Raw genomic sequence first — 13,035 nt, forward strand, 5'->3', positions numbered from 1 at the left:
CTCAGGCTCCTCGTGAAACAATAATCACCACCAGTACCGCCAGTTCAACCAGCGCCATCCGGCGGAACAGCAACGCACTGCCTTCGCACTGCCAGCCCGGCACCAGCGACACCGGATTCAGCCATTTGCGCAGTTTCAGCACTGGTGCAAACGCCTGTTTCACAGGCATGGCAAAACCGTGAGCGGTAATCACCATTGATTTTTCGTGGTCGTAGCCGCACACCCAGGCCGCACCGCGGGAACGCGACGGCAAACGATCGCCTTTGCAAATCGCCATAATGATGAATGGCAGCAGCGGGCAGGCAATCAGCAGCAATGTGATCATTGGTTGAGAAACGGTGGTGTTAGCAGGCTCCAGCGGCAGAGGTACAGCAGCAGACAGCATCGGCAGTAGCCACGGCGCAGCAACACCGCCAATTACGCAGCAAATCGCCAGTGCCACTACGCTGACGCTCATCAGGAGCGGCGCACAGGTGGCGTTTTCGGCTTCTTTGGTACGCGGCGCACCGAGGAACGTGACGCCATAGACTTTCGCCATACACATCACCGCCAGCGCACCGGTAATTGCCAGACCCACAGCGAGCAGCGGCCCCAGCAGACGGGCAACAAACGCGCCACTATTGCTCAATTTGAAGAAGGATTGATAGATAACCCATTCCCCGGCAAAACCGTTCAGCGGCGGCAGCGCAGCCATTGCCATCAGCCCGACTAACATGGCGATGGAGATAACCGGCATTTTCTTGCCAATACCACCGAGTTTTTCGATATCGCGATGACCGGTACGGAACCAGACGCTCCCCGCCCCGAGGAACAGTACGCTTTTGAACAGGCTATGGTTAAGCAAATGGTACAGACCACCGACCAGACCAAGGGCAATCAGCGCCGGTTGTTCGAGCGCGATACCCGTTACGCCAGCGCCCAGCCCCAGCAGGATGATGCCGATATTTTCCAGGGTGTGGTAAGCCAGCAGGCGCTGGATGTTGTGCTCCATCAGCGCATACAGACCACCGACGAACGCGGTGATCATGCCGAGCACCAGCAGCGCGATCCCCCACCACAGCGGTGCGTTACCGCCCAGCAGCGACAGGGTTAAAATGCCCAGCAGGCCAATTTTCATGACTACCGTGGAAAACAGCGCGGCAGCTGGCGCAGAGGCGTTCGCATGTGCCTGCGGCACCCAGCCGTGCAGCGGGATAATCCCGGCCAGCAGGCCAAAACCAATCACGCCGAGCAGCCAGATATCGGAACCGAGCGATAGTTGCTGCACGCGCATATCCAGCAGGCGCAGATCCAGCGTGCCGTAACGCTGCCACAGTAGCCAGCAAGCAATCGCCAGCAGCAGAGTGCCAAGACGCCCCAGCGCAAACCACAGTTTGCCCTCTTTGCTGTTGCTGGTGAGGAACACCGCGCACAGGGCCATGATTTCGGCCATTACCACGAACATGCCGATGTTGCTGGCGATGACGGCGCAGACGGCGGCAGCCATCAACATATTGATTTGCAAGCCGTTGCACTTCACCTGCGCGTGGCGATGCCAGTCAATGTTGTAGAGGCTGACAAACAGGCCGCACAGGCCGAGCGTAATCAGCCATATTGCGTTAAGTGGAGAGATTTGCACATCGTAGCTTACCAGCGACAGCGCACCGCTCACGCCGACCGCGCCAGTCAGCACAGTGAAGCCCGCTGCTGCCGTGTACAGGCTACCGACTGCGCCACCAATTCCGGCAATCCAGCCGCTTAGTGCCTTATGAAAAGAAAAGAGAAATGCCAGAACAGCGGCGGCGGCAAACCACGCCACGCCGCTATTGATCAGGGAAATTGCGCTCATTTAGCCTCTCCACTTTGAGCCTGCTGAAACAAGGTGAGATCGCCAAAGTCCGTGTTAAAGGTCAGCTCACGCTTACGTTTGCTAACGCGGGCGATATCGGTGTTATCCACCAGATGCAGGGCTTTGGTTGGGCACATCCGCACGCAGGCCGGACCTTGTTCATCAAAGCTACAAAGGTCACATTTGACAGCGATCGCGCGAATACCCGGCACCCAGTCAAGCAATGTGCTGACACGCGCCGGAGCAGGCGGTGCCGGTGGCGCTTTCGGGGTATTGGCATTTGCAGGAATATCCAGCGGACGGCTACCGGAAAATTCGATTGCGCCGAACGGACAGGCGATGCCGCACAGTTTGCAGCTTACGCACAGGCTTTCATTCAGCTGCACGGCCCCATCAACACGAGTGATAGCATTAACCGGGCAGACTACCGCACAAGGTGCATCTTCACAGTGGTGACAGAGCTGCGGCGCAGATTCTTTATCATTAAGCATCACTCTCAGGCGCGGCATTGATTGCAGGCCGTGCTGGCGATGCGTCTCTGAACAGGCGGCCTCACAGGTGTGGCAGCCGATACAGAGCGTGGAGTCAGCAATTACAAAACGATTCACCGGGCATTCCTCAGGTGATTGTCATTTTTGACGAAAACATGCCGATGAAATGTCATTTTCGACACTCATCGACACGCCCATCCCCAAACAGGCATGATGCCTGCAAACCGGACAAAGCCTCAGCTCATGCTGCTGAGCTTTGTCCCTTTACCAGTTGGCTTAAATTCACCGGCGTGTTGTTCTCAATGGCGGTGTATAAGTTGTCGTAAACACCAGCGATTTTTTCGAGATAGTGTTCCAGAACCTGTTCGCGATTGCGGATGTTGACCTTGCCATCAATCATGCCGTCAATGCTTAACTGAGCCTGTGCAATCATCTGTTTGTCTTCGCCGTCTTTCGTTTCGACGTAGTACTCGATGGTGTGGCTGTTAAAACCATCCGCCAGGGTGACGTAGATGCGAAAATGTTCAAAAAGTACGAAACAGAGTTCTTTATCTGGCGCGCAACTCATGGCGTGGTGCAGACGCGCTTTTGATAACGTGATCCCCTGAACCAGCGAATTGCAGTAGATATGCCACTGGTCCTGTAGGCGACGATGCCGCTGTGCGATGTAATCGGCTTTCTCGCTTATTTCCCAAATAGTCATTGTCAGGTTACCCGTTTAACAGAGATGCCTGCCTTAAGCATTTTTTGTGCCAATTTTTATCTCATTGTTATTTATGTATTTTTCATAAGACAACCGACTTTCGACGCCATGACGACGTGTCATTTCGACATCATCGACATTGTTCACATCAGGGATAATCAACACTGGCATAATTATTGCTTGTCACGGGCAACAGTTAATGGGAGGCGATATGCACGAAATAACCCTCTGCCAGCGGGCACTGGAATTGATCGAACAGCAGGCCATACAGCACGGCGCAAAACGCGTAACTGCGGTCTGGCTCAAAATTGGCGCATTTTCTTGTGTCGAAACCAGCTCTCTTGCCTTTTGTTTTGATCTGGTTTGCCGCGGCAGCGTGGCAGAAGGTTGTAAACTGCACCTCGAAGAACAAGAGGCCGAGTGCTGGTGTGAAACATGCCAGCAGTATGTGACGCTACTGACCCAGCGCGTCCGCCGCTGTCCACAGTGTCATGGCGACATGCTGCGCATTGTGGCAGACGACGGTTTACAGATTCGGCGGATAGAAATAGACCAGGAGTGAGCGATGTGTACAACATGCGGTTGCGGTGAAGGCAACTTGTATATCGAGGGTGATGAACATAACCCTCATTCCGCGTTTCGTAGCGCGCCATTTGCCCCGGCGGCACGGCCGAAGATGAAAATCACCGGCATTAAAGCGCCTGAATTTACCCCCAGCCAGACTGAAGAAGGCGACCTGCATTACGGTCATGGCGAAGCGGGCACTCACGCACCGGGCATGAGCCAGCGACGGATGCTGGAAGTTGAAATTGACGTGCTGGACAAAAACAACCGTCTGGCTGAACGCAACCGCGCGCGCTTTGCTGCTCGCAAGCAACTGGTGCTCAACCTGGTTTCCAGCCCTGGTTCCGGTAAAACCACCCTGCTGACGGAAACCTTAATGCGCCTGAAAGACAGCGTTCCGTGCGCGGTTATTGAAGGCGACCAGCAAACCGTGAACGATGCCGCCCGCATTCGCGCTACCGGCACACCAGCGATTCAGGTGAATACCGGTAAAGGCTGCCATCTCGATGCCCAGATGATCGCTGATGCCTCACCGCGCCTGCCACTGGCCGATAACGGTATTCTGTTTATCGAAAACGTTGGCAACCTGGTATGCCCGGCCAGCTTCGATCTCGGTGAAAAACACAAAGTGGCGGTGCTTTCCGTTACCGAAGGTGAAGACAAACCGCTGAAATATCCGCATATGTTTGCCGCCGCCTCGCTGATGCTGCTCAACAAAGTTGACTTGCTGCCGTATCTCAACTTTGACGTTGAGAAGTGCATCGCCTGCGCCCGCGAAGTCAATCCAGAAATTGAAATCATCCTTATTTCCGCCACCAGCGGCGAAGGGATGGACCAGTGGCTGAACTGGCTGGAGGCACAGCGATGTGCATAGGCGTTCCTGGCCAGATTCGCACCATTGACGGCAACCTGGCGAAAGTCGACGTCTGTGGCATTCAGCGCGATGTCGATTTAACGCTAGTCGGCAGCTGCGATGAAAACGGTCAGCCACGCGTGGGCCAGTGGGTACTGGTTCACGTTGGCTTTGCCATGAGCGTAATTAATGAAGCCGAAGCGCGTGACACTCTCGACGCCTTACAAAATATGTTTGATGTTGAGCCGGATGTCGGTGCGCTGTTGTATGGCGAGGAAAAATAATGCGTTTTGTTGATGAATATCGCGCGCCGGAACAGGTGATGCAGTTAATTGAGCATCTGCGCGAACGTGCTTCACATCTTTCATACACCGCCGAACGCCCTCTGCGGATTATGGAAGTGTGCGGCGGTCATACCCACGCCATCTTTAAATTCGGCCTCGACCAGTTACTGCCGGAAAACGTTGAGTTTATCCACGGACCTGGTTGCCCGGTGTGCGTTCTGCCGATGGGCAGAATCGACACCTGCGTGGAGATTGCCAGCCATCCTGAAGTCATCTTCTGTACCTTTGGCGACGCCATGCGCGTACCGGGGAAACAGGGGTCGTTGTTGCAGGCAAAAGCACGCGGTGCTGATGTGCGCATCGTCTACTCGCCAATGGATGCGTTGAAACTGGCGCAGGAGAATCCAACTCGTAAAGTGGTGTTCTTCGGCTTAGGGTTTGAAACCACCATGCCGACCACCGCAATCACGCTGCAACAGGCAAAAGCCCGCGATGTGCAGAATTTTTACTTCTTCTGCCAGCACATTACGCTGATCCCCACGCTGCGCAGTTTGCTGGAACAGCCGGACAATGGCATCGACGCGTTCCTCGCGCCGGGCCACGTCAGTATGGTAATTGGCACCGACGCCTATAATTTTATCGCCAGCGATTTTCATCGTCCTCTGGTGGTCGCTGGTTTCGAACCACTTGATCTACTGCAAGGCGTGGTGATGCTGGTAGAGCAGAAAATAGCGGCCCACAGCAAGGTAGAGAATCAGTACCGGCGAGTGGTGCCAGATGCGGGTAATTTGCTGGCACAACAGGCGATTGCTGACGTCTTCTGCGTCAATGGCGACAGCGAATGGCGCGGCTTAGGCGTGATTGAATCTTCTGGTGTGCACCTGACGCCGGATTATCAACGATTCGATGCCGAAGCACATTTCCGCCCGGCACCGCAGCAGGTTTGTGATGACCCGCGCGCACGTTGTGGTGAAGTATTGACCGGCAAATGTAAGCCGCATCAATGCCCGCTGTTTGGTAACACCTGTAATCCTCAAACCGCGTTCGGCGCACTTATGGTTTCCTCCGAAGGAGCATGTGCCGCATGGTATCAGTATCGTCAGCAGGAGAGTGAAGTGTGAATAATATCCAACTCGCCCACGGCAGCGGCGGCCAGGCGATGCAGCAATTAATCAACAGCCTGTTTATGGAGGCGTTTGCTAATCCGTGGCTGGCAGAACAGGAAGATCAGGCTCGTCTTGACCTGGCGCAATTAATGGCAGAAGGCGATCGTCTGGCTTTCTCCACTGACAGCTACGTCATCGACCCGCTGTTCTTCCCTGGCGGTAATATCGGCAAGCTGGCGATTTGCGGCACGGCCAATGACGTTGCGGTCAGCGGCGCTATCCCACGTTATCTTTCCTGTGGATTTATCCTCGAAGAAGGATTGCCGATGGAGACGTTGAAAGCGGTAGTGACCAGCATGGCAGAAACCGCCCGCGCGGCAGGAATCGCCATCGTCACTGGCGACACTAAAGTGGTACAGCGTGGGGCGGCAGATAAACTGTTTATCAACACCGCAGGCATGGGTGCGATCCCGGCGAATATTCACTGGGGAGCACAAACTCTCACCGCAGGCGATGTTCTGCTGGTTAGCGGTACGCTCGGCGACCACGGAGCAACTATCCTTAACCTGCGCGAGCAGCTGGGGCTGGACGGCGAACTGGTCAGCGATTGCGCGGTACTGACGCCGCTGATTCAGACGCTGCGCGACATTCCCGGCGTGAAAGCGCTGCGCGATGCTACCCGTGGTGGAGTGAACGCGGTAGTTCATGAGTTCGCCGCAGCCTGCGGTTGCGGTATTGAACTTTCAGAAGCAGCGCTGCCGGTTAAACCTGCCGTGCGTGGCGTTTGCGAATTGCTGGGCCTGGATGCCCTCAACTTTGCCAACGAAGGTAAGCTGGTGATTGCTGTAGAGCGTAACGCGGCAGAGCAAGTGCTGGCGGCGCTGCGTTCCCACCCACTGGGACAAGATGCAGCATTAATTGGCGAAGTGGTTGAGCGTAAAGGTGTTCGTCTCGCTGGGCTTTATGGCGTGAAACGAACTCTCGATCTACCACACGCCGAACCACTACCTCGTATATGCTAAAAAAAATCTAGCCCCTGGAATTTGTCATTTACCTTTTGCACCGCTTAGCGGTGCTTTCCTGGAAGAACAACATGTCGTATACACCGATGAGTGATCTCGGGCAACAAGGGTTGTTCGACATCACTCGGACACTATTGCAGCAGCCCGATCTGGCCTCGCTGTGTGAGGCTCTTTCGCAACTGGTAAAGCGATCTGCGCTCGCCGACAACGCAGCTATTGTGTTGTGGCAAGCGCAGACTCAACGTGCGACTTATTACGCGTCGCGTGACAAAGACAATCCCATTAAATACGAAGACGAAACCATTCTGGCACATGGTCCGGTGCGCAGCATTTTATCGCGCCCTGACACACTGCACTGCAGCTACGAAGAATTTTGTGACACCTGGCCGCAACTGGCTACGAGTGGGCTATACCCCAAATTTGGTCACTATTGCCTGATGCCGCAGGCCGCAGAAGGACATATTTTTGGCGCCTGTGAATTTATTCGTTATGACGATCGCCCGTGGAGCGAAAAAGAGTTCAATCGACTGCAAACATTTACGCAGATTGTTTCTGTTGTCAGCGAGCAAATTCAGAGTCGCGTCATCAACAATGTCGACTACGAACTGCTATGCCGGGAACGGGATAACTTCCGCATTCTGGTTGCCATCACCAACGCGGTACTTTCTCGCCTGGACATGGACGAGCTGGTCAGCGAAGTGGCTAAAGAAATCCACTACTACTTCGATATCGACGATATCAGCATCGTTTTACGCAGCCACCGCAAAAACAAACTCAACGTTTACTCCACTCACTATCTCGATAAACAGCATCCCACTCACGAACAGAGTGAAGTTGATGAGGCCGGAACCCTCACCGAGCGCGTATTTAAAAGCAAAGAGATGCTGCTGCTTAATCTCCACGAGCGAGACGATTTAGCCCCCTACGAACGCATGTTGTTCGACACCTGGGGCAACCAGATCCAGACACTGTGCCTGCTACCGTTGATGTCTGGCAACACCATGCTGGGCGTGCTGAAACTGGCGCAGTGCGAAGAGAAAACCTTTACCACCACTAACCTGAGTTTGCTGCGCCAGATTGCTGAACGTGTGGCGATTGCCGTGGATAACGCCCTCGCCTATCAGGAAATCCACCGTCTGAAAGAGCGCCTGGTTGATGAAAACCTTGCTCTGACCGAACAGCTCAATAATGTGGATAGCGAATTTGGCGAGATTATTGGTCGCAGCGAAGCCATGTATAGCGTGCTCAAGCAGGTTGAGATGGTAGCGCAAAGCGACAGTACCGTACTCATTCTCGGTGAAACGGGGACGGGTAAGGAACTGATTGCCCGCGCGATCCACAATCTTAGCAACCGCAATGGTCGGCGAATGGTGAAGATGAACTGCGCCGCCATGCCTGCCGGATTACTGGAAAGTGACCTGTTTGGTCATGAGCGTGGTGCCTTTACTGGTGCCAGCGCTCAGCGCATTGGTCGTTTTGAACTGGCGGATAAAAGCTCGCTGTTCCTCGATGAAGTGGGCGATATGCCGCTGGAGTTACAGCCGAAGTTGCTGCGCGTATTGCAGGAACAGGAATTCGAACGCCTCGGCAGCAACAAAATCATTCAGACGGACGTGCGTTTAATCGCCGCGACTAACCGCGATCTGAAAAAAATGGTCGCTGACCGCGAGTTCCGTAGCGATCTCTACTACCGCCTGAACGTCTTCCCGATTCATCTGCCGCCGCTGCGCGAGCGCCCAGAAGATATTCCGCTGCTGGCTAAAGCCTTTACATTTAAAATTGCCCGCCGCCTGGGTCGTAATATTGACAGCATTCCTGCCGAGACTCTGCGCGCATTGAGCAATATGGAATGGCCAGGTAACGTGCGCGAACTGGAAAACGTCATTGAGCGCGCGGTGTTGCTGACTCGCGGTAACGTTCTACAACTCTCTTTACCCGATATCCCTCTTTCAGAGCCTGAAACACCGCCGGCCGCGACGGTCGTCGCCCAGGAAGGCGAGGATGAATATCAACTGATTGTCCGCGTATTAAAAGAGACTAATGGCGTGGTTGCCGGGCCAAAAGGCGCTGCACAACGTCTGGGGTTAAAACGCACCACCCTGCTGTCACGGATGAAACGGCTGGGGATTGATAAAGCGGCATTGGTTTAACTGCAAATTGCCGGACAGATCTGCCTGTCCGGCATACTATTCACGAGGTTTTTTCGGACGATATTTTTCCGGCAGTTCTGGCACTGGGCGTTTGTCATCAATCAGATGACGCACGGTTAAGATCGGATGACGCCACAGCATTCGCGGCCCGGCCCACCGCATAATCTGCTTCATCTCTTCACGCTTCGCAGGCTGGTAACAGTGCACCGGACACTGTTTACAGGCGGGTTTCTCTTCGCCAAACACACATTTATCCAGCCGTTTTTGCGCGTAAGCAAACAACGCCTCGTAATGCTCCGGCTCCGCTGACGCCTGCGGGCATTTCGCTTGATAAAGATCGATCATTTTTTTAATCGTCAGTTTTTCACGAGAGATACGCTTGCCGGACATGCTGCCTCCATACTCTTAAGGTGCATTTATATTACAACTTAATTTTAAAGGGGACTATGGCTCTGAAGGAGGAGGTTTCTTCAACCGATGTAATTTTGCGATCTTGTTTCATAGTCATCACGCAAAAGCTGCAAAGCAGCATTTTTCGCGGAACCGGCATCAAGAACTCACCTTTCGCGTCTTCCCCTGAAATGATTAACTCCGGTATCATGTGCGCCTTATGTGATTACAACGAAAATAAAAACCATCACACTACATTTAACATCAGGGAACCGGATCTAATTCCATGAGTGTAATAGAAAATTTCGACGCCCATACACCAATGATGCAGCAGTATCTCAAGCTGAAAGCCCAGCATCCGGAGATCCTGCTGTTCTACCGGATGGGTGACTTTTACGAGCTGTTTTATGACGACGCAAAACGGGCGTCACAGCTGCTGGATATTTCGCTGACCAAACGCGGCGCGTCTGCGGGCGAGCCGATCCCGATGGCGGGTATTCCCTACCATGCAGTGGAGAACTATCTCGCCAAACTGGTGAATCAAGGTGAGTCGGTTGCGATTTGTGAACAAATCGGTGATCCGGCGACCAGCAAAGGTCCGGTTGAGCGCAAAGTTGTCCGTATCGTTACGCCAGGCACCATCAGCGATGAAGCCCTGTTGCAGGAGCGTCAGGATAACCTGCTGGCGGCTATCTGGCAGGACAGCAAAGGTTTCGGCTACGCGACGCTGGATATCAGCTCCGGGCGTTTTCGTCTGAGCGAACCGGCTGACCGCGAAACGATGGCGGCAGAGCTGCAACGCACCAATCCGGCGGAACTGCTGTATGCAGAAGATTTCGCCGAGATGTCGCTGATTGAAGGTCGTCGCGGCCTGCGTCGTCGCCCGCTGTGGGAGTTTGAAATCGACACCGCGCGCCAGCAGTTGAACCTGCAATTTGGCACTCGTGATCTGATTGGTTTCGGCGTCGAGAATGCGCCACGCGGGCTTTGTGCTGCCGGTTGCCTGTTGCAGTATGCGAAAGATACCCAACGCACGACCCTGCCGCATATTCGTTCTATCACCATGGAACGTGAGCAGGACAGCATCATTATGGATGCCGCGACGCGTCGTAACCTGGAAATCACCCAGAACCTGGCGGGCGGTGCGGAGAATACGCTGGCTTCAGTGCTCGATTGTACCGTCACGCCGATGGGCAGCCGTATGCTGAAACGCTGGCTGCATATGCCAGTGCGCGACACCCGCGTGTTGCTTGAGCGCCAGCAAACTATTGGCGCATTGCAGGATTTCACCGCCGAGCTGCAGCCGGTACTGCGTCAGGTGGGCGATCTGGAGCGTATTCTGGCACGTCTGGCTTTACGAACTGCTCGCCCACGCGATCTCGCCCGTATGCGCCACGCTTTCCAGCAACTGCCGGAGCTGCGTGCGCAGTTAGAAAATGTCGATAGTGCACCGGTACAGGCGCTACGTGAGAAGATGGGCGAGTTTGCCGAGCTGCGCGATCTGCTGGAGCGAGCAATCATCGACACACCGCCGGTGCTGGTACGCGACGGTGGTGTTATCGCATCGGGCTATAACGAAGAGCTGGATGAGTGGCGCGCGCTGGCTGACGGCGCGACCGATTATCTGGAGCGTCTGGAAGTCCGCGAGCGTGAACGTACCGGCCTGGACACGCTAAAAGTTGGCTTTAACGCGGTTCATGGTTATTACATTCAGATCAGCCGTGGACAAAGCCATCTGGCACCAATCAACTACATGCGTCGCCAGACGCTGAAAAACGCTGAACGTTACATTATTCCAGAGCTGAAAGAGTACGAAGACAAAGTCCTCACTTCAAAAGGCAAAGCACTGGCACTGGAAAAACAGCTTTATGAAGAGTTGTTCGACCTGCTGTTGCCGCATCTGGAAGCGCTGCAACAGAGCGCGAGCGCGCTGGCGGAACTCGACGTGCTGGTGAACCTGGCGGAACGGGCCTATACCCTGAACTACACCTGCCCGACCTTTATTGATAAACCCGGCATTCGCATTACCGAAGGCCGCCATCCGGTGGTTGAACAGGTACTGAATGAGCCGTTTATCGCTAACCCGCTGAACCTGTCGCCACAGCGTCGGATGTTGATTATTACCGGTCCGAACATGGGCGGTAAAAGTACCTATATGCGCCAGACCGCACTGATTGCGCTGATGGCCTATATCGGCAGCTATGTACCGGCACAAAAAGTCGAGATTGGCCCGATTGACCGTATCTTTACCCGTGTGGGCGCGGCGGACGATCTGGCATCCGGGCGTTCAACCTTTATGGTGGAGATGACCGAAACCGCTAATATTCTGCATAACGCCACCGAGTACAGTCTGGTGTTGATGGATGAGATCGGGCGCGGGACGTCCACTTACGATGGTCTGTCGCTGGCATGGGCGTGTGCGGAAAATCTGGCGAATAAGATTAAGGCATTGACGCTGTTTGCCACCCACTATTTCGAGCTGACCCAGCTACCGGAGAAAATGGAAGGCGTCGCCAACGTGCATCTCGATGCGCTGGAGCACGGCGACACCATTGCCTTTATGCACAGCGTGCAGGACGGCGCGGCGAGCAAAAGCTACGGCCTGGCGGTTGCCGCTCTGGCGGGCGTGCCGAAAGAGGTGATTAAGCGCGCACGGCAAAAACTGCGTGAGCTGGAAAGCATTTCGCCGAACGCCGCCGCGACGCAGGTAGATGGTACGCAGATGTCTTTGCTATCAGTACCAGAAGAAACTTCGCCTGCGGTCGAAGCTCTGGAAAATCTTGATCCGGATTCACTCACCCCGCGTCAGGCGTTAGAGTGGATTTATCGGTTGAAGAGTCTGGTGTAAAAATAATTCCCGATAGTCTTTTGCTATCGGGAATATTAACGACAACTGACGAATCAAATAAAAATACCCTGTATAATAGGAAAGCTTATTTTACAGGGTAAAACCATGCCATCTACACGCTATCAAAAAATCAATGCCCATCACTATCGCCATATATGGGCCGTTGGTGATATTCATGGGGATTATCAATTATTACAATCCCGTTTACATCAATTATCTTTTTGTCCCGAAACTGACTTGCTTATTTCAACAGGCGATAACATTGATCGTGGGCCGGAGAGTCTTAATGTGCTGCGCCTGTTAAACCAGCCCTGGTTTAACACCGTAAAAGGCAACCACGAAGCGATGGCGCTTGATGCGTTCGCTACAGGTGATGGTAATATGTGGTTAGCCAGCGGCGGCGACTGGTTTTTTGATTTAAATGATACGGAACAACAAGAGGCAATAGATCTGTTATTGAGATTCCATAAACTTCCGCATATTATTGAAATTACCAACGACATAATAAAATATGTCATCGCACATGCGGATTATCCGGGTGATGAATATCTCTTTGGTAAAAAAATAGCGGAAAGTGAATTACTCTGGCCTGTTGATCGTGTGCAGAAATCGCTTAATGGCGAGTTACAAAAAATAAACGGCGCTGACTATTTTATATTTGGACATATGATGTTTGATAACATTCAGACGTTCGCTAACCAGATTTACATTGATACCGGATCGCCGAAAAGCGGACGCCTGTCGTTTTATAAAATTAAATAACGTAGCCGGGTAAAGTAAAGCCTTTACCCGGCAT

The 13,035-nt window shown here is 53.6% G+C and carries 13 protein-coding genes; 8 read left to right on the forward strand and 5 right to left on the reverse strand.

The genetic code is table 11. The annotated features are described in order from the left end of the window. Position 1 precedes the first annotated feature (1 nt). From hycC to hycA, 3 genes are all read right to left on the reverse strand, one after another. The gene (hycC, locus tag FEK47_RS18985; RefSeq protein ID WP_135487382.1) at positions 2–1,828 is read right to left on the reverse strand and encodes a formate hydrogenlyase subunit 3; all 1,827 of its coding nucleotides are present in this window, start codon (positions 1,826–1,828) and stop codon (positions 2–4) included. Then, complete coding sequence (gene hycB / locus FEK47_RS18990) at positions 1,825–2,436, reverse strand: formate hydrogenlyase subunit HycB (protein ID WP_059268566.1); 612 nt, start codon at positions 2,434–2,436, stop codon at positions 1,825–1,827. Before hycB ends, hycC begins: the two co-directional genes overlap by 4 nt. A gap of 124 nt (positions 2,437–2,560) precedes the next feature. Continuing rightward, on the reverse strand, positions 2,561–3,022 hold the full coding sequence (gene hycA, locus FEK47_RS18995; RefSeq protein ID WP_135487381.1) for a formate hydrogenlyase regulator HycA: 462 nt from the start codon (positions 3,020–3,022) through the stop codon (positions 2,561–2,563). 211 nt (positions 3,023–3,233) lie between these two features. Here hycA and hypA point away from each other — a divergent pair, with 211 nt between their 5' ends. The 6 genes from hypA (at position 3,234) to flhA (ending at position 9,001) form a co-directional block, all read left to right on the forward strand. Next, positions 3,234–3,584 carry a hydrogenase maturation nickel metallochaperone HypA gene (gene hypA / locus FEK47_RS19000; RefSeq protein ID WP_130207634.1) on the forward strand — a complete coding sequence of 117 codons (351 nt, stop codon included), beginning with the start codon at positions 3,234–3,236 and terminating at the stop codon, positions 3,582–3,584. A gap of 3 nt (positions 3,585–3,587) precedes the next feature. Continuing rightward, positions 3,588–4,460 carry a hydrogenase nickel incorporation protein HypB gene (gene hypB / locus FEK47_RS19005; protein ID WP_135487380.1) on the forward strand — a complete coding sequence of 291 codons (873 nt, stop codon included), beginning with the start codon at positions 3,588–3,590 and terminating at the stop codon, positions 4,458–4,460. After that, positions 4,451–4,723 carry a hydrogenase 3 maturation protein HypC gene (gene hypC, locus FEK47_RS19010; protein WP_000334874.1) on the forward strand — a complete coding sequence of 91 codons (273 nt, stop codon included), beginning with the start codon at positions 4,451–4,453 and terminating at the stop codon, positions 4,721–4,723. Before hypB ends, hypC begins: the two co-directional genes overlap by 10 nt. Continuing rightward, entirely contained in the window at positions 4,723–5,844 is a 1,122-nt protein-coding gene (hypD, locus tag FEK47_RS19015) for a hydrogenase formation protein HypD (protein ID WP_130207636.1), read from the forward strand. Before hypC ends, hypD begins: the two co-directional genes overlap by 1 nt. Continuing rightward, on the forward strand, positions 5,841–6,851 hold the full coding sequence (gene hypE, locus FEK47_RS19020; RefSeq protein WP_130207638.1) for a hydrogenase maturation carbamoyl dehydratase HypE: 1,011 nt from the start codon (positions 5,841–5,843) through the stop codon (positions 6,849–6,851). The genes hypD and hypE overlap by 4 nt, the downstream gene beginning before the upstream one ends. 71 nt (positions 6,852–6,922) lie before the next feature. Further along, positions 6,923–9,001, forward strand: a complete 2,079-nt coding sequence (gene flhA, locus FEK47_RS19025) for a formate hydrogenlyase transcriptional activator FlhA (protein ID WP_135487379.1) — start codon at positions 6,923–6,925, stop codon at positions 8,999–9,001. 36 nt (positions 9,002–9,037) lie between these two features. On the opposite strand, the gene FEK47_RS19030 is transcribed toward flhA, so the two are convergent. Beyond that, complete coding sequence (locus FEK47_RS19030; RefSeq protein ID WP_000015483.1) at positions 9,038–9,391, reverse strand: nitrous oxide-stimulated promoter family protein; 354 nt, start codon at positions 9,389–9,391, stop codon at positions 9,038–9,040. 31 nt (positions 9,392–9,422) lie between these two features. Beyond that, entirely contained in the window at positions 9,423–9,602 is a 180-nt protein-coding gene (locus tag FEK47_RS25770) for a hypothetical protein (RefSeq protein WP_135403790.1), read from the reverse strand. A 75-nt stretch (positions 9,603–9,677) separates the two neighbouring features. On the opposite strand from FEK47_RS25770, the gene mutS reads away from it, so the two are divergent. Then, positions 9,678–12,239: a DNA mismatch repair protein MutS gene (gene mutS, locus FEK47_RS19040; RefSeq protein WP_135487378.1), complete on the forward strand. Its 2,562-nt coding sequence runs from the start codon at positions 9,678–9,680 to the stop codon at positions 12,237–12,239. A 105-nt stretch (positions 12,240–12,344) separates the two neighbouring features. Then, positions 12,345–13,001, forward strand: a complete 657-nt coding sequence (gene pphB / locus FEK47_RS19045) for a protein-serine/threonine phosphatase (protein ID WP_135487377.1) — start codon at positions 12,345–12,347, stop codon at positions 12,999–13,001. The last annotated feature ends 34 nt before the right edge of the window (positions 13,002–13,035 follow it).

The organism is Escherichia sp. E3659, from assembly GCF_005781135.1.
Classification (GTDB): domain Bacteria; phylum Pseudomonadota; class Gammaproteobacteria; order Enterobacterales; family Enterobacteriaceae; genus Escherichia.